General features: G+C 61.4%; 28 protein-coding genes. 15 read left to right on the top strand and 13 right to left on the bottom strand.

Annotated elements, in window-relative coordinates; all coding sequences use genetic code 11:
- Nucleotides 1-241: 241 nt before the first annotated feature.
- The 5 genes from ilvB (at nt 242) to DP106_RS11680 (ending at nt 5,889) form a co-directional block, all read left to right on the top strand.
- Nucleotides 242-2,029, top strand: a complete 1,788-nt coding sequence (gene ilvB / locus DP106_RS11660; protein WP_120085487.1) for a biosynthetic-type acetolactate synthase large subunit — start codon at nt 242-244, stop codon at nt 2,027-2,029.
- Nucleotides 2,026-2,730 (top strand): acetolactate synthase small subunit, encoded by a 705-nt coding sequence (gene ilvN / locus DP106_RS11665; protein WP_120085489.1) that lies wholly within the window; start codon nt 2,026-2,028, stop codon nt 2,728-2,730. The genes ilvB and ilvN overlap by 4 nt, the downstream gene beginning before the upstream one ends.
- Nucleotides 2,731-2,754: 24 nt before the next feature.
- Nucleotides 2,755-3,759: a ketol-acid reductoisomerase gene (gene ilvC, locus DP106_RS11670; RefSeq protein WP_120085490.1), complete on the top strand. Its 1,005-nt coding sequence runs from the start codon at nt 2,755-2,757 to the stop codon at nt 3,757-3,759.
- A 67-nt stretch (nt 3,760-3,826) separates the two neighbouring features.
- Complete coding sequence (gene leuC, locus DP106_RS11675) at nt 3,827-5,287, top strand: 3-isopropylmalate dehydratase large subunit (RefSeq protein WP_120085492.1); 1,461 nt, start codon at nt 3,827-3,829, stop codon at nt 5,285-5,287.
- Nucleotides 5,287-5,889, top strand: a complete 603-nt coding sequence (locus DP106_RS11680; RefSeq protein WP_120085494.1) for a 3-isopropylmalate dehydratase small subunit — start codon at nt 5,287-5,289, stop codon at nt 5,887-5,889. The genes leuC and DP106_RS11680 overlap by 1 nt, the downstream gene beginning before the upstream one ends.
- A 24-nt stretch (nt 5,890-5,913) precedes the next feature.
- Here DP106_RS11680 and DP106_RS16250 read toward each other — a convergent pair whose 3' ends face one another.
- Genes DP106_RS16250 through DP106_RS11695 form a run of 3 tightly spaced genes read right to left on the bottom strand, consistent with a single transcriptional unit; the run spans nt 5,914 to nt 7,096 of the window.
- Nucleotides 5,914-6,408: a DUF3368 domain-containing protein gene (locus tag DP106_RS16250; protein ID WP_120085496.1), complete on the bottom strand. Its 495-nt coding sequence runs from the start codon at nt 6,406-6,408 to the stop codon at nt 5,914-5,916.
- Entirely contained in the window at nt 6,398-6,643 is a 246-nt protein-coding gene (locus DP106_RS11690; RefSeq protein WP_120085498.1) for a UPF0175 family protein, read from the bottom strand. The genes DP106_RS16250 and DP106_RS11690 overlap by 11 nt, the downstream gene beginning before the upstream one ends.
- 45 nt (nt 6,644-6,688) lie before the next feature.
- Nucleotides 6,689-7,096, bottom strand: coding sequence for a DoxX family protein (locus DP106_RS11695; protein WP_205738933.1), 408 nt, complete (start codon nt 7,094-7,096; stop codon nt 6,689-6,691).
- A gap of 117 nt (nt 7,097-7,213) precedes the next feature.
- On the opposite strand from DP106_RS11695, the gene DP106_RS11700 reads away from it, so the two are divergent.
- Nucleotides 7,214-8,185, top strand: coding sequence for an isocitrate/isopropylmalate dehydrogenase family protein (locus DP106_RS11700; protein WP_120085500.1), 972 nt, complete (start codon nt 7,214-7,216; stop codon nt 8,183-8,185).
- A 174-nt stretch (nt 8,186-8,359) separates the two neighbouring features.
- Here the strand turns inward: DP106_RS11700 and DP106_RS11705 are convergent, their stop codons facing one another.
- From DP106_RS11705 to DP106_RS11715, 3 genes are all read right to left on the bottom strand, one after another.
- Nucleotides 8,360-10,195, bottom strand: coding sequence for a ribosome biogenesis/translation initiation ATPase RLI (locus tag DP106_RS11705; protein WP_120085502.1), 1,836 nt, complete (start codon nt 10,193-10,195; stop codon nt 8,360-8,362).
- Nucleotides 10,196-10,510, bottom strand: a complete 315-nt coding sequence (locus DP106_RS11710) for an EMC6-like membrane protein (protein ID WP_120085504.1) — start codon at nt 10,508-10,510, stop codon at nt 10,196-10,198.
- A 161-nt stretch (nt 10,511-10,671) separates the two neighbouring features.
- Nucleotides 10,672-10,962, bottom strand: coding sequence for a DUF7562 family protein (locus tag DP106_RS11715; protein ID WP_120085506.1), 291 nt, complete (start codon nt 10,960-10,962; stop codon nt 10,672-10,674).
- Between the two features lie 226 nt (nt 10,963-11,188).
- Between DP106_RS11715 and uvrA the strand changes: the two genes are divergently transcribed.
- Nucleotides 11,189-14,137, top strand: a complete 2,949-nt coding sequence (gene uvrA / locus DP106_RS11720; RefSeq protein ID WP_120085508.1) for an excinuclease ABC subunit UvrA — start codon at nt 11,189-11,191, stop codon at nt 14,135-14,137.
- A gap of 343 nt (nt 14,138-14,480) precedes the next feature.
- Nucleotides 14,481-15,566, top strand: coding sequence for a geranylgeranyl reductase family protein (locus DP106_RS11725; protein WP_120085510.1), 1,086 nt, complete (start codon nt 14,481-14,483; stop codon nt 15,564-15,566).
- A 21-nt stretch (nt 15,567-15,587) separates the two neighbouring features.
- On the opposite strand, the gene DP106_RS11730 is transcribed toward DP106_RS11725, so the two are convergent.
- Together DP106_RS11730 and DP106_RS11735 are read right to left on the bottom strand one after the other, a co-directional pair.
- The gene (locus DP106_RS11730; RefSeq protein WP_120085511.1) at nt 15,588-16,028 is read right to left on the bottom strand and encodes a type IV pilin; all 441 of its coding nucleotides are present in this window, start codon (nt 16,026-16,028) and stop codon (nt 15,588-15,590) included.
- 56 nt (nt 16,029-16,084) lie between these two features.
- Entirely contained in the window at nt 16,085-16,525 is a 441-nt protein-coding gene (locus DP106_RS11735) for a universal stress protein (RefSeq protein ID WP_120085513.1), read from the bottom strand.
- Nucleotides 16,526-16,631: 106 nt separating this feature from the next.
- On the opposite strand from DP106_RS11735, the gene DP106_RS11740 reads away from it, so the two are divergent.
- Entirely contained in the window at nt 16,632-17,081 is a 450-nt protein-coding gene (locus DP106_RS11740) for a universal stress protein (RefSeq protein WP_120085515.1), read from the top strand.
- A gap of 1 nt (nt 17,082) precedes the next feature.
- Here DP106_RS11740 and DP106_RS11745 read toward each other — a convergent pair whose 3' ends face one another.
- Together DP106_RS11745 and DP106_RS11750 are read right to left on the bottom strand one after the other, a co-directional pair.
- Nucleotides 17,083-17,628 carry a GNAT family N-acetyltransferase gene (locus tag DP106_RS11745; protein ID WP_120085517.1) on the bottom strand — a complete coding sequence of 182 codons (546 nt, stop codon included), beginning with the start codon at nt 17,626-17,628 and terminating at the stop codon, nt 17,083-17,085.
- Nucleotides 17,625-17,987, bottom strand: a complete 363-nt coding sequence (locus DP106_RS11750) for a universal stress protein (RefSeq protein WP_120085519.1) — start codon at nt 17,985-17,987, stop codon at nt 17,625-17,627. The genes DP106_RS11745 and DP106_RS11750 overlap by 4 nt, the downstream gene beginning before the upstream one ends.
- Before the next feature lie 120 nt (nt 17,988-18,107).
- Here DP106_RS11750 and DP106_RS11755 point away from each other — a divergent pair, with 120 nt between their 5' ends.
- Entirely contained in the window at nt 18,108-18,803 is a 696-nt protein-coding gene (locus tag DP106_RS11755) for a DUF5806 family protein (protein WP_120085521.1), read from the top strand.
- Between the two features lie 86 nt (nt 18,804-18,889).
- Entirely contained in the window at nt 18,890-19,240 is a 351-nt protein-coding gene (locus DP106_RS11760; RefSeq protein WP_120085523.1) for a hypothetical protein, read from the top strand.
- Between the two features lie 79 nt (nt 19,241-19,319).
- On the opposite strand, the gene DP106_RS11765 is transcribed toward DP106_RS11760, so the two are convergent.
- On the bottom strand, nt 19,320-19,502 hold the full coding sequence (locus tag DP106_RS11765) for a hypothetical protein (protein WP_120085525.1): 183 nt from the start codon (nt 19,500-19,502) through the stop codon (nt 19,320-19,322).
- 235 nt (nt 19,503-19,737) lie between these two features.
- Nucleotides 19,738-20,256, bottom strand: a complete 519-nt coding sequence (locus tag DP106_RS11770) for a hypothetical protein (protein WP_133305137.1) — start codon at nt 20,254-20,256, stop codon at nt 19,738-19,740.
- A gap of 306 nt (nt 20,257-20,562) precedes the next feature.
- Here DP106_RS11770 and DP106_RS11775 point away from each other — a divergent pair, with 306 nt between their 5' ends.
- The 4 genes from DP106_RS11775 to DP106_RS11790 all read left to right on the top strand — a co-directional run bounded on the left by DP106_RS11775 (nt 20,563) and on the right by DP106_RS11790 (nt 22,634).
- Entirely contained in the window at nt 20,563-21,141 is a 579-nt protein-coding gene (locus tag DP106_RS11775; protein ID WP_120085528.1) for a hypothetical protein, read from the top strand.
- A gap of 6 nt (nt 21,142-21,147) precedes the next feature.
- Nucleotides 21,148-21,459 carry a hypothetical protein gene (locus DP106_RS11780; RefSeq protein ID WP_321167551.1) on the top strand — a complete coding sequence of 104 codons (312 nt, stop codon included), beginning with the start codon at nt 21,148-21,150 and terminating at the stop codon, nt 21,457-21,459.
- A 120-nt stretch (nt 21,460-21,579) separates the two neighbouring features.
- Nucleotides 21,580-22,035: a TRAM domain-containing protein gene (locus DP106_RS11785; RefSeq protein WP_120085532.1), complete on the top strand. Its 456-nt coding sequence runs from the start codon at nt 21,580-21,582 to the stop codon at nt 22,033-22,035.
- Between the two features lie 200 nt (nt 22,036-22,235).
- Nucleotides 22,236-22,634, top strand: a complete 399-nt coding sequence (locus DP106_RS11790; protein WP_120085534.1) for an iron-sulfur cluster assembly scaffold protein — start codon at nt 22,236-22,238, stop codon at nt 22,632-22,634.
- 33 nt (nt 22,635-22,667) lie between these two features.
- Here DP106_RS11790 and DP106_RS11795 read toward each other — a convergent pair whose 3' ends face one another.
- Nucleotides 22,668-23,918 (bottom strand): saccharopine dehydrogenase family protein, encoded by a 1,251-nt coding sequence (locus DP106_RS11795; RefSeq protein ID WP_120085535.1) that lies wholly within the window; start codon nt 23,916-23,918, stop codon nt 22,668-22,670.
- Nucleotides 23,919-23,936 lie beyond the last annotated feature (18 nt).

Raw genomic sequence — 23,936 nt, forward strand, 5'->3', positions numbered from 1 at the left:
AACCGTGTCATTCCTACGGATATGATGCCACGGCAACTCCCGCTCGGCGCGTCGGTCGACCGAGTCGGTGCTGTCGGCGTACGCGGTATTGTAGGGGTCTAACCCCGACTCCACCTTTTACTCCTACCCCCGGCGTTCGATACACACCCCTAGTAGGTGTCGAACTCACACAAACCCGACAGCAAACCATGCATTCACAACCACACACAGCACGCGACCGACCGACCACAGCAGCAGGCCAATGAGCGAAACAGCCAAATCACACCCCGACGCCGACGAGGAATCGACAACTGAGAAACCGCCCGCCGAAGCGGCAAGCGAGGCCGACGACAACGCCACGCCCGTCACTGATGGCTCGACAGCTATCGTCCGCGCGCTCGAAAACGGCGGCGTGGAACATGCTTTCGGCGTTCAGGGCGGGGCGATCATGCCCGTCTACGACGCGCTGTGGGATTCCGATATCGAACACATCACCATGGCTCACGAGCAGGGCGCGGCCCACGCGGCTGACGCCTACGGCGTCGTCGCCAACGAGCCCGGCATCGCACTGGCCACCTCGGGCCCCGGCGCGACCAACCTCGTTACCGGCATCGCCGACGCCAACATGGATTCGGACGCGATGGTCGCCCTCACCGGCCAAGTCCCCAGCGATATGGTCGGCTCCGACGCCTTCCAAGAGACCGACACCACCGGCGTCACGATGCCGATCACCAAGCACAACTGGTTTGCGGCCTCCGCCGACAGCATCGGCGACACCGTCGGCGAGGCGTTCGCGCTCGCGGAGTCCGGCCGCCCTGGCCCGACGCTTGTCGACCTTCCGAAGGACGTGAGTTTCGAGGAAACCGACGTTGAGCCGGGTGAGCCAGCGCTTCCTGCCGGCTCCGAACCGCCGACGACAGCCGATCAAGAGAGTGTTGCGGCGGCCGCCAGCACGATCGAGCGCGCAGAAAAACCGCTGTTGTTGCTCGGCGGCGGCGTCATCAAGGCCGAAGCCACCGACACCGCCCGCGAGTTCGCGCGCGAACACGGCATCCCTGTCGTGACGACGATGCCGGGCATCGGAACCTACCCCGAGGACGACGAACTCTGTCTTTCGTGGGCTGGCATGCACGGAACCGGGTACGCCAACATGGCGATCACCCACACCGACTGCCTGATCGGCGTCGGCACCCGCTTTGACGACCGGCTGACCGGCGGTATCGACACCTTCGCGCCGGAGGCTGAGGTCGTCCACATTGATATCGACCCTGCCGAAATCAGCAAGAATATTCACGCTGATTATCCCTGTATCGGCGATGCGGGGACGGTGCTCGATCAACTCACCGAAGCGATGGATCGAGAGCCTGACGCCCGCGAGTGGCGCGAGCAGTGTCAGACGTGGAAAGACGAGTATCCGATGGATTACTCGATCGACAAGGACGCCCCGCTGCGCCCGGAGTTCGTTGTCGAGGCCTTCGACGAGGCGACCGACGACAACACCATCGTCACCAGCGGTGTCGGCCAACATCAGATGTGGGCCTCTCAGTACTGGGAGTTCACCGAGCCGCGAACGTGGGTGTCCTCCCACGGTCTCGGCACGATGGGGTACGGGCTGCCCAGTGCGATCGGCGCACGGTTCGCCGCTGACGACGATCAAGGTGTGGTCTGTTTCGACGGCGACGGCTCCTTTTTGATGACGATCCAGGAGCTGTCGGTCGCGGTTCGGGAAAACCTCGATATCACGGTTGCCGTCCTCAACAACGAGTACGTCGGGATGGTTCGACAGTGGCAGGACGCCTTCTTCGAGGGCCGCCACATGGCCTCCGAGTACAACTGGATGCCCGAATTCGACAAGCTCGCGGAGGCCTTCGGCGCGAAAGGCTGGCGCGTCAACGATTACGACGAAGTTGCCGACAGCGTCGAGGCCGCCCTCGAATACGACGGCCCCTCGGTCATCGACTTCCATATCGACCCCGACGCCAACGTCTACCCGATGGTCGCAAGCGGCGCCCCAAATGGCAAATTCGCTCTCTCGGAGGAACAGCTATGAGCGAGAACCAACAGGGCCTGCAAGGGCCACCGCCGGAGGAACGCCCACACCCGGATGGTCGGCGCAACAGCCAGGGGATTCGGATCGACCCCGAGGTCGAAGCCGAACCCGACACACAGACCGCGATGATCTCCGCGCTGGTCGAACACGAGCCCGGTGTGTTGGCTCGCGTAGCGGGGCTGTTCTCGCGGCGGCAGTTCAACATCGAGAGCCTGACGGTCGGCCCGACGACCGTCGAGGGCAACGCCAGACTCACTCTCATTGTCGAGGAACCCGAACCTGGTATCGATCAGGCAAAAAAGCAGCTCGCCAAGCTCAAGCCGGTCATCTCGGTCGGCGAGCTTGAGGGCCGGCCGGTTCGCTCGGAGCTCGTCCTGCTGAAGGTCAACGGCGACGACCCCGACAGGGTGCAAGCGGTCACCGAGATGTACGATGGCACAACGCTGGATGCCGGCCCGGAAACGATCACCGTCCAGCTGACCGGCGAATACAACGAGATCGAGGACGCCCTCGACGCCTACCGGCAGTTCGGCATTATCGAGATCGCTCGGACTGGCCCGACCGCACTCGCCCGCGGCAGTACACCCACAACGCCAGGCGAGAAGCCCGCTGCGGAGGCAACCGCCGTTGGCGTCGAAGCCGACGGCGGGGGCGACGCTGGTGGCGATTCGGCTGAAAGCCAAGCCGAAACCACCAACTAAGGGGGGCGTCTTTCCGGAGATACAATGGCAGACGAACTCGACGCCACGATCTACTACGACGACGACGCAGACACCGGCTATCTGGACGACGCCACGGTCGCGGTCATCGGCTACGGCAGCCAGGGCCACGCCCACGCCCAGAACCTCAACGACAGTGGGATCGACGTTGTCGTCGGTCTCCGCGAGGGCTCATCCTCGCGGGACGCCGCCAAGAGCGACGGGCTCAGTGTGGCAACGCCACCCGAGGCGGCCGCGCAGGCCGATGTTGTCTCGATTCTGGTTCCCGATACGATCCAGCCGACGGTCTACGACCAGATCGAAAACGAACTCGACGCCGGCGACACGCTGCAGTTCGCCCATGGGTTCAACATCCACTACAACCAGATCCAGCCCAGCGACGATGTCGATGTGACGCTCGTTGCCCCGAAATCACCGGGCCACCTCGTCCGGCGGAACTACGAGGCCGACGAGGGGACGCCAGGCCTCGTCGCCGTCTATCAGGACGTGACGGGTGACGCCAAAGACCAGGCACTGGCCTACGCGAAAGCCATTGGGTGTACGCGGGCGGGCACCATCGAAACGACGTTCCGCGAGGAGACCGAGACCGACCTGTTCGGCGAGCAGGCCGTTCTCTGTGGCGGCGTCACCAGCCTCGTCAAACAGGGGTATGAGACGCTTGTCGAGGCGGGCTACAGCGAGGAGATGGCCTACTTCGAGTGTATGAACGAGCTGAAACTGATTGTCGACCTCATGTACGAGGGCGGCCTCGGCGAGATGTGGCACTCGGTGTCAGATACCGCCGAGTACGGCGGGCTGACCCGCGGCGACCGCGTCGTCGACGACCACGCCCGCGAGCAGATGGAGGCAGTTCTCGAAGAGGTACAGGACGGCACCTTCGCCCGGCAGTGGATCACCGAGAATCAGGCGGGCCGACCGAACTACGACCAGATAAAAACCGCCGAGGAGAACCACGAGATCGAGGCTATCGGCGAGGAACTGCGCGGCCTCTTCTCGTGGGCCGACGAGTAAATACGGTTGCGGATACACGAGCCACTATACGAATGGAACACGATATCGACACTAACGGAGCGATCACATGAGCAACGGAACGCTGTACGACAAGGTATGGGAGAAACACAAGGTAGCCGAGCTGCCGAGCGGACAGGATCAGCTGTTCATCGGCCTGCATCTCGTCCACGAGGTGACGAGCCCGCAGGCATTCGGCATGCTCCGGGAGCGCGATCTCGATGTCGCCTACCCGAATCAGACCTTCGCAACAACCGATCACATCGCGCCCACCGAGGCCGAAAAGCGGGAGCGACCGCTGACCGACGAGCAAAGCGAGGAGATGCTGTCGGCGCTGGAGCGCAACACCAGCGAGAACGGCATCACGTTCTTTGGCTTCGAGTCCGGCAAACAGGGCATCACCCACGTGGTCGCCCCCGAACTCGGCCTCTCGCAGCCGGGGATGACCGTCGCCTGCGGTGACAGCCACACGGCGACTCACGGCGCCTTCGGCTCTATCGGCGTCGGGATCGGCACCAGCCAGATCCGCGACGTGCTGGCAACTGGCTGTATCGCCGCCGACAAACAGAACGTTCGCCGGATCAACGTTGAGGGCGAACTCGGCGAGGGCGTCTACGCCAAGGACATCATTCTGAAAATTATTCAGGATCTCGGCGTCGACGGCGGCGTCGGCCACGTCTACGAGTACAGCGGGCCGGCCATCGAAGCCCTCGATATGGAGGGCCGGCTGGCGGTCTGTAACATGTCGATCGAGGGCGGCGCTCGCGCGGGCTACATCAACCCCGACGAAACCACCTACGAGTACCTGCAGGGACGGGAGTACGTCCCCGAAGGCGAGGCCTTCGAGGAGCGCAAGGAGTACTGGGAGTCGGTCAAATCCGACGACGACGCCGAATACGACGATGTTGTCACCGTCGATGCCGACGACATCGACCCGCTGCTCACATGGGGGATCAACCCCGGACAGGTCATCGAGATCACCGACAGCGTCCCACACCCCGAGGACTTCGAGGCCCGAACGGATCGGGAGGCCGCCGAGCAGGCCCTCGATCACATGGATATCGAGCCCGGCCAGTCGATGCTGGGCTACGATGTCGACGTGGCGTTCCTCGGCACCTGTACGAACGGCCGCGTCACTGACTTTGCGGAGGCTGCGAAGATTCTGGAGGGCCACACCGTCGACGACGACGTGCGCGCACTCGCTGTCCCCGGCTCCGAGACCGTCCGCGAGGAGTGTGAGGCCCGCGGCATCGACGAGACGTTCATCAACGCCGGCTTCCAGTGGCGCAGGGCCGGCTGTTCGATGTGTCTGGCGATGAACGACGATTCCCTTGAGGGCGACGAGGTCTGTGCCTCCTCGTCGAACCGGAACTTCATCGGCCGCCAGGGCAGCAAAGAGGGTCGCACCGTGCTGATGAGTCCCGCGATGGTCGCCGCGGCGGCCGTCGAGGGCGAGGTCGCCGACGCACGCGAGTTCCTGAGCGACGATCCGGCTGGCGGTGCCAGCGGCGTCGAGGAGGCGGCTGACTGATGTCGGGCGAAAACCACATCACGGAAGTCGGCGGCACCGGCGTCCCGATTCCCGGTGACGATATCGACACCGACCAGATCCTGCCGGCGCGGTTTATGAAGGAGGTCACCTTCGACAACATGGCCGACTACCTCTTCTATGACGCCCGGCGGGACGACGGCGAGTTCAACGACCACCCGCTTAACCGATTCGATGGCGCGTCGATCGCGGTCATCAACTCCAATTTCGGCTGTGGCTCCTCCCGGGAGCACGCCCCGCAGGCGATGATGCGCTGGGGCGTCGACGGCATCGTCGGCGAGTCCTACGCCGAGATCTTCCGCGACAACTGCAAATCGCTGGGGATTCCGGCGGTCACGACCGACCACGAGACGGTCGTCGAACTGCAGGAATGGATTGAGGACAACCCTGACGGCGAGATCGACATCGATGTCGAAAACGAGGAAGTTAGCTACGGCGACACCACCATCGACGTCGAGATCGACGACGCGATGAAGGAAGCCCTCGTTGAGGGCATCTGGGATACGACCGCGCTGATGTACTCGAATCGAAGCAAGGTCGAGGAAACGACGGCCGATCTGCCGTACGTCGAAGGCGACGACTAAGCCGATAGCAGATTCCTATTTTACTCAGCCAGTGTCCGCTTCACGGAGGACTTTCGAGTAGAGCCGATCCGAGATCCAGAACCCTGCGTCACGAAGTGCGTCGAGTTCCGTTTGTAACGCAACATTGCCATTGTTGGCTCCGCGTAGCAAAATCCCGATGACACCAGTTACAGTGAGGTCGTGTCTTCGAGCAACACGACGGCCATCACTCTCGTCGATGAGGACGAGATCAGCATCCTGGTTGATAGCGTGACAGATTGCGGCTGTTTCACCGCTATCCAACTCGTGACCGATTTCAGTGAACAGTTCCGATTCTTCGACTTCCACGATTGAGAGAAAGTCCTTGTCACGTAACGCGACCAGCGCGTCCACACCTGCGTCTCCCTCGGTGAGCTCTGTCCAGACGTGGGTCGGAGCGGTAATACTGGAAAACTGTGCTTCGAGAAGGTCAAGCCGGTCGATCAAGGCGAGATTGAGGAGTGGAGAAGTATCCGAAACGACGAGTTCGTCATTCGGCATAATCGAGGTCTTCGGCTAACTCGGCGTCGCCGTAGTGTCGTAGTATCTCTCGCTCGCCGAGGAGGTCGTGAAACTCGCGTTTCGACAAGCCTGCCAAAGAGCGAGCCTTCCCGAACGAGAGGATGTCGCGGGCGTACAGGGAAACGGCAAGCTCCTCTTTCAACGCGTCCGACCGCTCTCCCTCGGGGAGCTGTAACGCCTCGTATACTTCGTCGTCGATTTCGATGGTAGCCATTGGTGACTATGTGGGACACTTTCGTATTGAGTGTTTGGCAGCGACCTACGCCCCGTCAGCCCCGGAATCAGTGTACCAGTAGGCCCACAGAATCAATACGCCCTGCAGCGGCAGCCGTCCCCAGCGAATCAGCGGTGAGGGGTCGCCCCCGCTGATTCCATCGACAGCGACCATCGACGTCGCCATATAGATGTTCGCCGGAAAGATCGCGATTAACACAGCGATCGTCGCCCACGCCGCGTAGCGTCGCGTCCGTGGAATCAACACCCCGACACCGACGGCGATTTCGGCGACGCCGGAGAGATAGACCAACACCAGCGGCGCGGGCAGAAACGGCGGGATAATCTGGGCGTACAAATCCGGGACGACAAAATGCAGGACGCCCGCGACGACATAGAGCGGCCCCATCACGTAGAGCAGCGGGCGTTTGAACCGCGCCAAGCGATCTCGCATTGCCTCTTGCTATGGCAACCGCATGGAAGCGGTTTGGGGTTGCTCCGTTCGACGACGTAGATCGCCACTACCTCCACACATCGACATGCTCTTTTCAGTGCTGGCAAGAAAACGCGTATGAGTCACCAGATCGCCGTCATCGAAGGCGACGGCATCGGACAGGAAGTAATCCCAGCCGCCGTCGAGGTGCTCGAATCGCTCGATCTCGGTCTCGAATTCGTCGCAGGCGACGCTGGCGACGCCGTCGAAGCCGAAACCGGTGAGGCACTCCCACAGGAGACCTACGACCTCGCGGCCGAATCCGACGCCACGTTGTTTGGCGCGGCCGGTGAGACCGCCGCCGACGTGATCCTCCCGCTGCGCGAGGCCGTCGATTCGTTCGTCAACATCCGCCCCGCGAGGGCGTACCCCGGCGTCGATGCCGTCCGCCCCGAAACCGACCTCGTCTTTCTTCGCGAGAATACCGAAGGCGTCTACTCGGGTCACGAGGACGATCTCTCCGACGACATGTCGACGCTGACCCGCGTCGTCACGACCGCAGCCTCCGAGAAGCTCGCCGAGTTCGCCTGCGAGTACGTCGACGGCGAGGGCTTCAGCGTTGTCCACAAGGCCAACGTGATGCGGAAGACCGACGGCCGGTTCCGCGATGCGGTCGTCCGCGTTGCCGACGAGCACGGCGTCGACACTGACGAGGTCCTGATGGACGCGTTTGCGACGCGGGTCTGTCTCGATCCCACGCAGTTCGACACCATCGTCTGTCCGAACCTCGCGGGCGACGTGCTCTCGGATCTCGCGGCCGGCCTCGTCGGTGGGCTTGGACTCCTGCCCTCGGCGAACATCGGCGACGACAACGCCCTCTTCGAGCCGGTGCACGGCACCGCACCCGATATCGCCGGCGAGGGCGTCGCCAACCCGCTGGCGACGGTGCTCTCAGCGGCGATGCTGCTGGATCATCTCAGCTACAGCGAGGAATCCGAGCGCGTCGAGACTGCCGTCGAGACCGTGCTGGCCGAGGGGCCGCGGACAGCCGATCTCGGCGGCGATGCCAACACAGAGGCCGTAACGCAGGCGGTCATCAACGAGCTGTAACGCGGCGGGGACGGTAGCAGCCGGGCTGTTCACACAAACAGCTGCGTGAGTCTCCCAGAACGTTTCAGCTTCTGGTCGCCCGGGGGGATTCATTTTCAGATCCGCCAGGTGGTTGGGATCCCCGCGATCAAAACCGTCATAGGAGCACAGAGTCCGTCACACCGGGAGCACAGATCACGCCGAGTAGTAGTATTCGCCGTCGCGTTTCTGCTGGCTGTCCTTCTGGCTGCCCGGTTTGTTGATTCGCGGTCGACCTGTTCCTTCATCACGGCGGAATGTGATATCGAGATCCGCGAGGAAGTCGTTCATCCCGGCGCGCATCTCCTGTGGCGCAGCGGCGTGGCCGTGTTGGGCTGGCTCGCCGTCGAAGACCATCAGCCGGTCGGCCAACAGGTCAATCATGTAGATGTCGTGGTCGATAACGAGGGCGGTCGCATCGTGGTTCTCGGCGTAGCGGCGGATCGCCGAGGTGGCTTGAACGCGCTGTTCGACATCGAGGTGGGCGGACGGTTCGTCTAAGACGTAGAGATCAGCGGGCTCCGAGAGGCAAGCCGCGATAGCGACCCGCTGGCGCTCACCACCGGAGAGATCCGTCAGCTGCTGTTCCATGATCGAGTTCAACTGGAGCGGTTTGGCGACCTCCGTATCCCAGTAGGAGGTGCCGAACTCGTCAGTGATCGACGAGAGGAAGCTATCGACTCGCATCGGCTGGTCGATCTCGATGTACTGCGGTTTATACGAGATGTCGAGATCGAAGCCCAACCCACCGCTGTCGGGCTCAACCGAGCCGGCAAACAGCTTGGCGAGTGTCGATTTCCCGATTCCGTTGGGGCCGACGACACCCAACACCTCACCCTCATAGATCATGCCGCTGTCCACATCGAGAGAGAACTCGCCGTCACCGTAGGATTTTGAGATTTCGGGGTACTCCACCAGCGGCGTGCCGCGAGTACTCTCCCGTGGGGCGTGTTCCTCGAAGGTGATCGACTCCGGTCGGATACGCATGTTCTCATTGTTGAGATAGCCCTCAAGATACTCGTTGATCCCGTTGCGGACGGATTTCGGATCAGTCATCACGCCGAAAACGCCGGCTTCACCGTAGGCTACGTGCAGTGTGTCAGCCAGGAGATCGAGAATCGCCAGATCGTGTTCGACAACAAGCATCGATCGCTCGGCGTCGGGATCGTCGGCGAGTTCGCGGATGAGTCGGGCGACGACCATCCGCTGGCCGATGTCGAGATACGGGGTGATCTCATCAAGGAAGTAGAAGTCGGCGTCCCGTGCCAGCGTCGCCGCGATGGCGACCCGCTGGAGTTCGCCGCCACTGATCGAGTCGATAGGCTGATCCATGATCGGCTGGATCGAGAGCCGTTCGACCAACTCGTCGAGCGCGCCGCGTTCGTCGGTCTGCTCAAGCAGTTGGCGGGTGTTACCGTCGAACTGTTTGGGGATCTGGTCGACGTACTGGGGTTTCCGGGCGACCGTGATCTCCTCGTCGATCAGTTGGGTGAGATAGTTCTGGAGTTCGGAGCCCCGGTAGCGATCCAAAACGGCCTCCCAGTCGGCGTCGCCGCCGTATTCGCCGAGATTCGGCACGAGTTCGTCAGCCAGCGCCTTGACCGCCGTCGATTTCCCGATCCCGTTGGGGCCGAGGATGCCGGTCACGTTGCCCGGTGCGGGAACGGGGAGCCCATACAGCGCAAAGGCGTTGTCGCCGTAACGGTGGGTCGGCTCGTCGTCGAGTTCTTGGGGGAGATTGATGATCTCGATGGCGTCAAAGGGGCATTTCTCGACGCAGATACCGCAGGTCTCACCGAGACACAGCTCCTCGGAGATGCGGATCTGCTCGGGGTCGCCCTCGATGGGGTCGCCGTCGTCAGCCATCTCACCGCGTTTGGTGATACATTCCTCACCGGTGCGGTTTGGCGGGCAGTAGTTGGCACACTCGTAGTTGCAGCGGTCAGGTTGACAGCGGTCGAGGTCGACAACTGCGATGCTGTCGTCGGCCATCTACGCTCCCACCGCCGACGTGAGCAACACCGTATAGGTGATAAACCAGAGACAGAACGTCATGAACGCGACATAGAGGTTGTCCTTGATCCCGAAGTCGCCGATGTCGACGCCGACGATCTTGAGAATCGGAAACTGGATGAGAACCGCTGTCGCCACGAGGAGAGCCTGCCCCGTGCCGACCGCGGCGGCGGCTGTGGTGCCGAAGATTGTCGCCGATCCGAGCGCGGCCCCCAGCCCGGCCAGACAGGCGAGCGTCGTGACCGTTACCCCCCGCATATGCTCGGAGAGCCCGGTCGTTGTGTCAGTTGCCATACGCACCGTTCTGAGAGCCGTCATCAAAAGGAGTTCGCTTGGCCCTGAGCACCAGCGTCGATGACCTTGGTATGTGTTGCTGCCTGTCGACGACGACCAACACTGTTGGGTCGCGGCTCATCGCAGTGCCACAGACCGACAGCCACGCCGTTGTCTTCGTGTTATGAGTCGGGCTCTTCGACCGCCTCGTCGTCGACACGGTCGAGATACCGCGAGAGAAACTCCGTCTCCGAGAGGCCATCGTCCTCGATGTCGACCAAGAGCGATTCAAGCCCCGACCGCGGCTGGTGGGAAAGCTCTCGGAAACAGTCCTTACAGACGTGTTCGAACTCCTTGTCGTGTCGCTCCCAGCGGTCGCCGGTTTTGTCGTACTCCCGGGCCGCCGAACGCGGCACCGACTCCCCGCAAGCGATGCAGACAACAGTTGTATCACCACCGCCGGAGCCTAACATACCACCCCGCTATGACTGCAACCCACTTAGCGTTTGTTTCAGCACACAAAGAGGTCTGCTAGCTAAACGCTCCGACGGTGGTAGCAACCGCAAGAGCGATTAGATCGTCCACCACATGCCGGCCCACGGAGCGGGCGCGTTAAGTCGGTCGAAGCCGTGCCTGTGGTATGAACTATGTTGTCACCGCATCGACTCGTTCGCGCTGCTCTCGGGTGATCGATCGCCGATGAGCCGCGATGTCATCGAGGTTCGTGGCGCGGAGGAGCACAATCTGAAGGAAGTCGACGCGGAGATCCCACGCGAGGAGCTCACCGTCGTCACCGGTCTTTCGGGGTCGGGCAAATCCTCGCTGGCCTTTGATACGGTCTACGCCGAGGGACAGCGACGCTACATCGAGTCGTTGTCGGCGTACGCCCGCAATTTCCTCGGGCAGATGGACAAGCCGAAAGTCGAGGCTGTCGAGGGATTGTCGCCGGCGATCTCGATCGATCAGAAAAACGCCGCCAACAACCCCCGGTCGACGGTCGGCACCGTCACAGAGCTTCACGACTACCTGCGGCTGCTCTACGCCCGTACTGGCACCCAGTACGACCCGATTACCGGCGAGGAAGTCGGCGAGCAGAGCCCCCAGGCGATGATCGAGCAACTGCTGGAGTTCCCGGAGGGAACCCGAGCAAAGATCGCCGCGCCGATCGTCCGCGACCAGAAGGGGGCCTTCGAGGAGCTGTTCGACAATCTTGTTAGCGAAGGCTACGCCCGCGTCGAGGTCGACGGCGAGCAGTTCGACCTGACGATGGAGACGCCTGACCTCGACAAGAACTACGACCACACGATCGACGTGATCGTCGACCGCGTGAAACTCACTGCCGACGCGCGCTCGCGGCTCACCGACAGCGTTGAAACCGCACTTGAGGAAGCTGATGGCGTCCTCAAGGTGATCATTCCTGATCCACCAGCGGAGCCGCCAATCGGATCGAACACGCGCTCGACGGGCGATCTGGCCGGCGACGGTGACGACCGCCTGACCGTCGAGTTCTCCGAGACGCTTGGCAACCCGAACAGCGAGTTCCAGTTCTCCGAGATCGAAACCCGCTCGTTCTCGTTTAACAGCCCGTACGGTGCCTGTCCGGAGTGTGAGGGCATCGGCCAAGCAAAGGAAGTCGACGAGGGGCTGGTGATTCAGGATCCGAGCAAGCCACTAAAACACGTCTTTGAGGCCTGGAGCTACAACCGGTCGTACTACCGCACGCGAATCGACGCAGTGGCCGCCCACTTCGGTCTCAGCCTTGAGACACCGTGGGAAGAGATCGACGACGACATCCAACGCCAGTTCCTCTACGGGACGGATCGGCAGGTCGTCTTCGAGCGGTCGACGCGCAACGGCACCCGCCGGAAGGAAAAACGCTTCGAGGGTGTGATTCCGAACCTGAGTCGTCGCCACGTCGAAACCGACTCCGAGGGCACCCGCGAGCACATCGAGGAGTACATGGCCGTCACCGAGTGTCCCGAGTGCGACGGCACGCGGCTCAAAGAGCAGTCCCGCCACGTTCTCGTTGACGGCACATCAATCACCGAGGTCAATCAGCTGTCGATCGGCGAGGCGCGGCGTCACTTCGAGGGCATGGAAGAGAACCTCTCGGCGCGCGACCGCACTATCGCCGAGGAGATCCTCAAGGAGATTCGCGCCCGACTCGGCTTCATGGAGGAGGTCGGGCTGGAGTATCTCACCCTCGACCGCGAAGCCTCGACGCTCTCCGGTGGCGAGAGCCAGCGGATCCGCCTCGCCACACAGGTCGGTTCCGGCCTCGTCGGCGTGCTCTACGTGCTCGACGAACCCTCAATTGGGCTCCACCAACGCGACAACGACCGCCTGCTCAACACCTTGGAGGGCTTGCGCGATCTCGGCAACACGCTCGTTGTCGTCGAGCACGACGAGGAAACGATGCGGCGGGCCGACACCATCATCGACATGGGGCCTGGCCCGGGCAAGCGCGGCGGCGAGATCGTTGTCCAGGGTGATTTCGACGACGTGTGCGACGCTGAGGACTCGACGACCGGTGACTATCTTGCTGGCCGCAAGGAGATCCCCGTTCCCGACGAGCGACGCGACCGCGACGACGAACTCCGGGTGCGTGGCGCGCGCCAGCACAACCTCAAAGATCTCGATGTGCCGATCCCGCTGGGCGTCTTTACCGCGATTACGGGCGTTTCGGGTTCGGGCAAATCAACGCTGATGCACGAAATCCTCTACAAGGGGCTGGCCCGCGAGATGAACGACAACACCTCGGTCGATCCGGGTGAGCACGACACATTGGAGGGCGTCGAGGAGATCGAAACGGTTCGGCTGATCGACCAGAGTCCCATCGGTCGAACGCCGCGATCGAACCCCGCGACCTACACCGGGGTCTTCGACTACATCCGCGACCTGTTCGCCGAGACAAAACTCGCCAAACAGCGCGGCTACAAGAAGGGCCGCTTCTCGTTCAACGTCAAAGGCGGCCGGTGTGAGTCCTGCGGCGGGCAGGGAACGGTCACCATCGAGATGAACTTCCTCTCGGATGTGCAGGTGCCCTGCGAGGAGTGCGACGGCGCGCGCTACAACGACGAAACGCTGGACGTGACCTACAAGGACAAGACGATCGCCGACGTGCTCAACATGGAGGTCGCCGAAGCCTACGAGTTCTTCGAGGCGAACTCCCAGATCCGCCGCCGGCTGAAGCTCCTCAAAGACGTTGGCCTCGGCTACATGTCGCTCGGCCAGCCGTCGACAACGCTATCGGGTGGCGAGGCCCAGCGTGTGAAACTCGCCGAGGAACTCGGCAAAAGACAGACCGGCGACACGCTCTACCTGCTTGATGAGCCAACCACGGGCCTCCACAAGGAGGACGAACGCAAACTGATCGAGGTGCTCCAGCGGCTCGTCGACAACGGCAACAGCGTCGTTGTCGTGGAACACGAACTCGACCTGGTGAAAAACGCCGACCACATCATCGACCTCGGCCCGGAGGGCGGCGAGGGCGGCGGCGACGTTGTCGCCAGCGGCACCCCCGAATCGGTCGCCCGAACCGATGAGTCGCATACGGGTCGCTATCTGCGTGATTATCTTCCCGACGTCGATATTGAGGGGCCACGCGCGGATCGACGCAAGCCCGCGAAAGTCGCCGGCGACGACTGATTGATCTGGCCTCTTTTTCGCTCGGCCGAACAGCTGAACCCCTGGCGGACTGAAAGGGCGAGACGCTCCCGACGAACCCGGACGTTCACGAGAGCAAGCTCTCGTGAGCCAACCAGAAATCTCTGATTTCTGGTGACGACGCAAGCATCGCAGTGAGCGAAGCGAACGAGGAGCGCAGCGAGTCCCGGGAGTTCTGCGAGCGCAACGAGCAGAACCTCGAAAGCCGAGCACAGCGAGGCTTTCGACGGTCGAGAGAGCCGAGGGCTTTCTGGAACGTATCGACCTCAGAAACGCCTTCTCGAAAACAAACAAGCTAAACACACGCTTCCGTAAACTAACAGTAATGTACGATTTCGTCGTTGTCGGCGTCGGCCCTGCTGGCGCGCGGTTCGCCCGCCGTGCCGCGGAGTCAGGCTACAGCGTGCTCGGTCTTGAAAAAGGAACGATCGGCACCCCATTGGCCTGCTCGGGCCACGTCAGCACCGACATCTGGGACTATCTCCCCGACGCCGCCGAGGACAACCTCCTACAGAACCGCGTCTACGGCGCAAACTTCTACACTGGCGGCCCCGACAGTGATGCCAATCTGTTCTACACAACCGACGAGATCTCAAACGTCATCGACCGCGTCGAACTTGACCACACGCTCGCCGACGCCGCCCGCAACGCCGGCGCGGAGATCCGCGAAGGTCATACCGTCACCGGTGTCGACGAGCGCGACGATCGGGTCGTGCTTACCGCCAGCGTCGCCGATAAAAACGATCCAGTAGAGATCGAGGCCCACATGGTCGCGGGCTGCGATGGGCCCGTGTCCCGCGTTCGGCAGGCCGTCGAACTCCCTGAGCCGGAAGAAAAGCTCCACGGCGTCCTCGCGTTCACCGATGAGGAGGATCACGGCGACCACGTCGATGTCCACCTCACGGTTCCGCGATTTTTCGCGTGGCGCATCCCCCGCGGCGAGGCCGGCGTCGAGTACGGGCTCGCGGCCGCGCCGGGTGCGGATGTCAACGACCGCTTCGAGGTTCTCACCGAACAGTACGATGTTGAGACCGACCACTTCTGCTCGGGCGCGATCCCGATTGGGCCACCGGAGACGGTGACGACCGACCGCGTGTTCCTCATTGGCGACGCCGCCGCACAGACAAAGCCCTTCACCGGCGGCGGAATCCTTTACGGGATGACCGCTGCCGACTGCGCGGCCCGCCATATCCAACCGGATCGCCCCGACTCACTCGGGATCTACGAATCGGCGTGGCGCGAAACGCTCTCAAGCGAAATTCGCCTCGGTCACCTGATCCGGCGTGGCTACTCGCTGCCGGAGCCAGTTCAACGGCTCGGCCTCCGCGTGCTGTCGGGCGAAATCGGCGTCCACATGGACAAGCCGACCTCGCTGTTCTCGAAGCAACATCTCAAGCGGGTATTCTCCTAACGTGTTATAGCTGCGCCGTTATCACTGCGGCCACTGCCACGTGCTGAGTGTGTTTGCCGACTGACCTGATGGGTTTTGCCAGATGACCCGCACGGTGTCACCACCATCCGCATCAGTGTGCTCGATATCGACCGTATCGCCGGCCTCAATCGGGCTGGCCCACCCGGTTTTCGAGACCGCCGAACCGGAGTCATCGGGATACACTTCGTCACCGTCGACGGTGATCCGAACCCGGTTGTTGTCGATCTGGTCGCCGCTGACATGGGTGATCGTGATCTCATCGGCGTCGGTGCGTTCGTATCCGAAGGCCGCCTGCGGCGGCTGTTCGGAGAGCCCACTGGCAAAATCAAGCACCACTGTTCCAAGTACCGTTGCCAGAATCACTGTTAGTGCGACCATCAGGATCACGCCGATCACCGGCGAGACGCCACGGCTGTCGGTCGGAAACGAGGGATCGACCATCGGTATCCCGCCGTGGCCGCGGCTTCGTACTTGAAACTACGGCGTGAGCGGCCGGCCTACACAGCGTCGACGGCTTCGTCGTCCTCGAAGGCTGCCAGTTGCCGCACTGTCAACACCGGTGCCGGACAGATCCGGACGACGTGCTCGGCAACACTCCCAAGCAGAAACCGGTCTTCGCCGTGGCGACCGCGGGTGCCGGTGGTGACCAGATCAGCGTCAATCTCCTCGGCGTAGGCGTTGATCACCTCGGCTGGCTCACCCTCGCGGACGGTTGTCACGACGGGCTGGTTGGTTTCAGCGTCGACCGCGGTGAGTGCGTCCTTGGCGTGGGCGGTCAGTTTGTCGTGTTGGTCGGTGTCACCCTCGCCGGCGTCGGTGTCGACCACCGACAGCGCGTGGACGGTTGCATCGAACCGGTCGGCGACGTCGAGGGCAACCGTGACCGCTCGGCTGACGCTGTCGGAGCCGTCAGTCGCCACGACAATCGTCTCAAACATAGCCGGCGGTTCGACCGCGGCGGTGATAAATTGGTGGTGTTCAACAACAAGCGGGAGTCGACGGCGGAGGGGAGTGTTTTTGTGGTCGCCGGGAAACAGGTGGGGTATGGCCGATCTGGATATCGAGCTCGTTGTCGTCCCGGTCGACGGGAGCCCGGAGTCGACGACCGCCGTCGAGTACGCGGTGGCGATCGCCGACCGCTACAACGCAGCCGTCCACGCTGTCTATGTTCTTGGTGAGCCGCGGGTGCGCGGGCTGGCCGACGGGACGGTCACCGACGCCGAGATCGCCACCGATACCGAATCATTCACCGGGACGCTCGATGCGATCGCTGCCGACGCCGGGGTCAAGCTCTCAACCTCGATCACCCGTGGCTTTTCGACGGAGATCAAGACGCTCCACCCGGGCAGCGTTGTCCTCGACACAGCCGAGGATCTTGGGGCAGATTTCGTCGTTGTCCCGCGAGAGCCAGCCGGTGACAGCGACACCGATGTGTTGGAGAAAGCCGCCGAATACGTCCTGCTGTACGCGAGTCAGCCGGTACTATCGGTCTAAGTTAGCCGTCCTCGGCGAGCCGGATCGCCATCTCAAGCTCGAAGCTTTCGGCCCCTGTTGTTTCGAAGCCGACCTTCTCATACAGCGAGACGGCGGCGTGGTTCCACCGTTCGACGGTGAGCCAAACGCAGTTGATTCCCTCGCTGTAGCCGTAGCCGAGCAGCGACTCGATCAGGTGAGTGCCGATCCCGGCCTCCTGATAGTCTTGGAGGACGAAGATCGCCAACTCGTAGTCGTCGTCGCCGTCGGGGACGAGTGTTGAGTGGCCGGCGGCGGTGTCGCCGTCCCACGCGATCAGATTGTAGCAGTCGTCGGCGAGGATGCCGTCAAGCCAGGTTCGCACCCGCGACTCCCGTCCCGGGGGAATGCCTTGGGCGCGATCTGCGGGGTCGAACTCGACGTACATCTCCACTAGTGCCTCGTACTCCGGTTCAGAGCTATCATACGGGCGGATCTCGATGTCACGACCGTCCCGATCGTTGAACTGGATGGGCGGTTCCTCAAACGGGCCCGACACGGTCTCAGGGTAGCGACGTTCTGAATTCATCGGACGAGCGTCACCGTGGTGTGTGCGTTGAGAACGACGAACTCAACGGTTTTGTCGATCGTAATCTTTCCCATCGGACTCGTTCGGCCGCCGGCAAGGACGATCTCGTCGAACCCCTCTGATTCGGCGATATCGACAAGTTCGCTGCCCGGTTGGCCTGAAACGTGGCGTGTCGCGGCTGTGATATCATGCTCTTCTAGTGTTGTCGTCACAGTCGCCGCAAGCGACTCATCCGTGGCGGCATCGGGGGTGCAGATGGCGACGGTCAGCTCGTCGGCGATCCTTGCCGCCCGCCGGATGGTTCGTTCGATGGCGGCCGGCGAGTCGTTTGAGCCGCCGACCCCCACGAGTACGTTCATACAAGTGATAGTTGCGGCGACTCAGTAAAAGCGTTGTCCGTCCAACCGCCGTGCAACCGCCATCGCGGCTGTGGTGGCACCCACGACAACGTTTTTCAGGTGGCCGTTCGGAGTGGAAATATGGATGACGACGCAGCCGACGCCGAGTCTCACTCCCGTTCCGGCGACGGCGATCAGCCGGCCGGTGACGACGGCCAGCCACACGAGGAGCGCGACCGGCCGGCCGGCGATGAGCCCACGACGGCTCCAACTGCGGGACAAGCGGCCGACGCTGAGACGGAGATCCCAGCCGATGTCCGCAAATACGAGCGGTTCACAAAGATGGATGGCGCCCAGTACGACCGTGTCAACGAGTTTCTGCGCGACCGTACCTATATCACCGCCCGTGAGTGGGCCATCGCCCGGCTCTGTGCGGATTTCCGCACCGAAACCGGCGTCGAGATGACGAAGATCGGCGAGAACCTCCCGGAGTTAGTCCCGTTTATGACCGATACCTACAGCCCCCAAGCGGTCAACCAGGCCCGGTCATCATTTGAGGAGAAGGTGACACAGGCCGGTGCGACGTTTCTCTACGGGGCGATGTCGGGCTTCTTTAGCGCCGACGAGCTTGACGACCAGATGTACGAGGTGACCGAGGTGGCAAAATTCCTCTTGGAGGTCGAAGGCGTTGACCTCGCGGTCGCCGATGAACTCGACGCCGAAGAACGGATCTCCTCGGTGATGCGGGATGTCCGCCAGCAGAGCGCGGCACTCCGCAGCGAGGACGTTGAGTGTCCCAACTGCGGCCACACCCACACACCCGACGCCTCGGAGTGACTCCCCGCGCCCGTGATGCTGTGGTGAACCGGCGGACACACTGCGTCGGCCGACAGTTTAATTATCACATTAAGATATTATAATGTATGACCACCAATGCATCGTTGGATGAGTCTGCAAACCAACAGCAGTCCGAGCAGACGGAGATCGTCCTCCTCGATGATGATACCGAACAGGAGATCGGTGCTGTCTCGGGCCGTTCGCCCCCGGTTCCGGCTGTTGGCGACCTCGTCAGCCTCCAAAACTTCCAGATCGACGACGGCACCGACACCGAGCGACCCCGCAGCGAGGAGGATATGAGCTTCCGTGTCGTCGACCGCGCGATCCACTACTCGATCGTCGATGCGGAAGCCGACGACGAAGGGCTCACCACCGAGGTGTTGCTGTACGTTGTCTCAAAAGAGGAGTGGGCTGTTCGGCGACAACGCGGCAAGTAACGTGTTGTTCATCTCACATCCCGCTCACGGCTGACGACGCTGCTGTCGTGTGGATACTGACGCGGCGAGCAAACGATGCTTACTGGTGTGCTAGCGGTGCGGCAGCCTGCCGGACGGTGATATCATCAAGCTGACCAAGCAGCCGGTCACGGGCATCGAATCCGGTCGTCGGAGGCTGAGCTTCGCCGATCATGTGGTTGTGACTGTCGTGACGCCCAGCGTCGGGGGTGTCGTCTGCTGTGTGTGCGTTTAGTCCATCCATACGTCTCTGTAGGTGGTAATTCAGTATAAGCGGTCGCCAAGCGGAGTGAAAGTAAACCACGCCCCAAGAAACGTGGGACTGTCGCTGTCGATAGTGACTGACTGCTCTCTACCGTTTTCGGTGACCGGCGGCTGGGTGCTTGTTCGGTTGAGAGTCGGGTAACGACAACTGGAGGGGGCAGTATTTCTCTGGGGTTGTTGCCGACGAGGGCTAGTCTCACCCCCCGACAGGTGGGCTATAGATCCTCGGTCGGACAGCTCTGATCGGTGAATGCGTCGGGATTGCTGTAGGTCGCATCCCATTTTGCTCGGATATGTTGATGCACATCACGCTCGGTGCCCGAGCGCAGAAAGATCCAAAACTCGTCGTCTACAGGTGTTTTGACCGCCCAAGCGCCATCCTCCGCTTGGCGATACTCAACGAGCTTTGGATTTTGGCGGTGAGGACCGCGGGTGATCATGAGTGAGCCGGTGGTGCGATCAGCGTCGGTGTCGTGCGTTTCGTCGCTATCGACCTCTGTGGGCGTAGTAGCGACCGGTGTGATCGTGAGCCGCACAACCACAAGCTGATCTTCTGGGCGATCCAGCTGATCGGCAACCGCGGCCAGCTTCTCGGCTGCCGCTTCGCGGCTCTCGCCGAGTACGACACCATCGTCGGTGTGGCAGATATCGTCTCTCTCGCGGTCGTAGACTGCATACTGTTCATCCTGTGTCTCGGTGCGACCTTGCTGAACCGGCTGTGAGCTTGCAGGCATTGGTTTCGTCCTCTGGTGGAACATCGTCAACCGCATCGATTACTCCGGGTGCGGTACGATCAGTCAGATCGGTTCGGGTTCAACGTTAGAATTCCAGCAAATTAATCATACGGAATAGCCAGCCGGGGGATCGTCGTGAGCGGTCGAAACTGGTGTCAGATAAATTGGTCGCATTGTGATGAGAACCACGAGAAGAGATGCTTGAGGGCAAACACTACCTGACCACCGCTTGCTGACGCTGCGTGCTGCTGTAGCAACAGCACAGGCGATACAACGAAGTAGGATCCACCGCTTGATTCACTCAGTATGGCGACACAGTGGGAGGAGTACGAATCCGAGCTACGCGCTGGTGATGCTGACCGGGTCAATGCGGTCGTTGACGAGATCAGAGAGATGAACATCATGGAGCGTACTGAGGCATTTGAGGGGTGGTTTGCGGGTGCGACCGATCTTTACCGCAGCCACGAGGATGGGTACGTTCGGCAGTCCTGTGTCCGAGTTGTCCAGCAGTTTGCGCCGAGACTCCCGGCGGCAGTCACGCTTCAGTCATCGGATGTTGCGAGTCCGCCGGCGGAAACCGTCCACGATCAAACCGATGCTGTCTGTGGGTTTTTACTCGAGGCGATAACCGACGAAGACGGTCGTGTCAGGCAATCTGCCAAGCGTGCGCTCAAAGATTGTATCCGAGCGTACGACGCACTCGAAGAGACAGCAACAATCGAGGGGCTCATCAGAGAGTTAGAGACGATGGCCGCCGGTGCCTCCGGCAAACAAGCAAAGCACCTGCGAGAGGCCAAGGAAGACGCCGAGTTCTTCATGCAATCCGGGCTCGGACGTCTCATTGAGGGGTTCGAAAAGGAGTTCGGCGACGCTCTCGACTCTTGAGTTTCTGTGAAATCCTCCATCGTCTTCATCATGCTCCAGCGCGTACCCATGGTAATGACTGACGAGATGCCCGCCGATGTCCGATCAACTCTTGGACAACTGCTTGCGGAAGCCCGCAACTATGCCACAACGGGCGACAGTGACACCGCAGCCTCACTCTTAGAGAGCACCCACACGGTTGCAACGAACAAACTGCCTGAAGGCACGCGACGTGATCGCCTTCGGCATGGGTGTCTGTCTGCTTGCGAAGCACTGCCAGACGGAGCACTTGCGACAGCCTACATTGTAGCGATGGAACGGCGACTGCCTGAGCGATAACAACAGCGACCGGTACGAAGCCCCAACGACATTCCACAGGCAACTGTGCTGCAGTGAGATGCGTTTGCTCGCTCCGAGATGAGAGGTGCTATTTTTGAAGCTTGATCACACACCCTCTGTATGGAGATTTCGGATAACTTAGCATGTCTCTTCACGGCGCAAATACAAGACCACGAGGACACATATCGGATTCAGGTTCCGACCCAAGAGATCGAACTTGGTGAGATAGAACCGGAAGGAACCTACCGTGTTGCAGTGATGCCAGCTGAGACACAGACAGAGCACACGACAGCCAACGACACGGTAAGTGATTCGGCTGACACGGCGGGGCTCTCACAGAGTCGAAGCCAGCGTGCAAATCAGGAGCCACCGGTCGACGTTGGGGAAACACGAACTGTCGAAATTGATAGCATCGGCGATCAGGGCGATGGGATCGCACGGGTTGACCGCGGCTATGTCCTCATCATTCCAGAGACAGAGGTCGGCGACAGCGTCACGGTTCGGATTGAGAACACCACAGAGAATGTTGCGTTCGCTGAGGTGGTTGATCGACACCAACGACCGCAACACGACTGATGCCGACGCTGATGGGTAGTCGGAACGGTTTGAACGTAAAAACGAACGAGAGTAGATAATCACAGTGGGTACCGTAGGCATATCCACCGGTCAGGCGAACCGTCCTCACGTCCCAACCAGCGAATGAACGTCTCCGTTTGCGTATCCGATGAATGACCTTTTCCAGAGCAATCTTCCTCCTGTAGGCCTTGTGGAGCGACATGGACGACAAGCTCGTAGAAGAGATGCTCAGGGATCACTCACGGAATCCACGCCACTACGGTGAACTCAACTCACCTGATGTCGAAGCCGAAGTGACGAATCCGCAGTGTGTTGGCCCAACGCATCCCGACGGCGACCGTGTCTCACTGCAGGTTACCCTCAGCGATGATGGGAACACCGTCAAGAACGTTCGCTTTACCGGAGACGGATGCACGCTGTCACAGGCTGGTGCGTCGTTGTTGTCCGAACAGATGGTTGGTACCGCCGTTTCTGAGATCCTTGGGTGGGATAACGAATACATCGAAGCGTGTGTTGGAATGGAGTTGATACCCAGCCGACTCCAGTGTGCAGAATTGCTCATTTCGGCGTTCCGCCAAGCCGTTGAAAACCAACAATAGTTCACGAGAACCGTCGCCACTGTGCGTCGCTTCTCACCACTCACCAGCGGTCACAGTGAAGCCAACATCCCGCAGTCGGTCACCGAGTGGATCGCCAATCCCCGAGGCAGGCGTCAGAATCCCACCGTCCAACGGTGATGCCGTCTCATCTCGTAGCAAACACATCCCAGCCTCTCCGAGCATCCGGGCGGTTGCGCCATAGCCAGGATCCAGTTCGGCTCCGATCTCGCTCATCACGGTGAACGGCCCGTCGGTCGCTGTCCCGCGACCGATAGCGCGAACAGAGAAGTGCCCCGATTCTATCTCTTCTTGTGAGGGCCCTGACCCCGGCTCGGGGAAGACGAACCGGCGCAATCCGCGTCGAAGCAGGCTACTTTTCATCGCAGCCGTTCCAACGCCCAAGCCGAGTGCGATCCCGCCAGCTGCTGTGGCACCACTGATTCCAAAACCGGTTGGGATACCCTCTGTACATCGAAACTCGCGGCCCCATGGGTACGATAAGAGGGCATTGCTCCGTCTGATTACCCGCTCGTTGACGGCTGCCATCGGCGAGGGCGCAGTCCATATCGAGCGGATGGAATCTCGCCGTGGGCGTCGTTGTTCGCCTGTATCGACACCGTAGCGTTCGCCCGGTGGAGCCAGTGAGTACGGATTTGTCAGGGTTTCTCGGGCGATCGGATCAGTTGCGGCCGCTTCGAATAACTCGGCTGCACTGGCGAGGGTACCGCCGCTTACCCCACCCTCTCCATCTTCCAGATAGATACGAACGAACTCACAAGCTGCTCCAAACTCCTCGGTAGCGTACGATTGCAGCAGTTTGACCCCGAGGTCGGCTGGGATCGAATCGAACCCACAGCTGTGGACGATTTTCACGTCGGCTTCCACGGCTTCGTCGTGATAGCGGTCAATCATCTCCCGAACCCAGTTGATCTCCCCGGTGAGATCACAGTAGTCGGTTCCGGCGTCGATACAGGCTTCGACGAGTTCCGTCCCGTATGTTGTATAGGGCCCAACGGTCGTGCAGACAACCGCTGTTTGGGCAGCCATCTCACGGAGGCTCGCCAGGGCGGTGGCATCAGCAACAACGATGGGGATCTCTGCCCGATCGGTCTCGTCTGTAAGCTCTTTTCTGAGTCGCTGAAGCTTGGATTCATTTCGACCACCAAGCGCAACAGACAGCTCAGCAGCGGGGTAGCGGCCGGTGAGATGCTCAGCGACGAGTTGGCCAGCGAAACCGGTGGCTCCCCAGACGACGATGTCGTAGCGATTTGTAGTTGCTGACACGAGTTTCTCCTGTTAGTA

The organism is Halonotius pteroides, assembly GCF_003605635.1.
In the GTDB taxonomy this organism is placed as follows: domain Archaea; phylum Halobacteriota; class Halobacteria; order Halobacteriales; family Haloferacaceae; genus Halonotius; species Halonotius pteroides.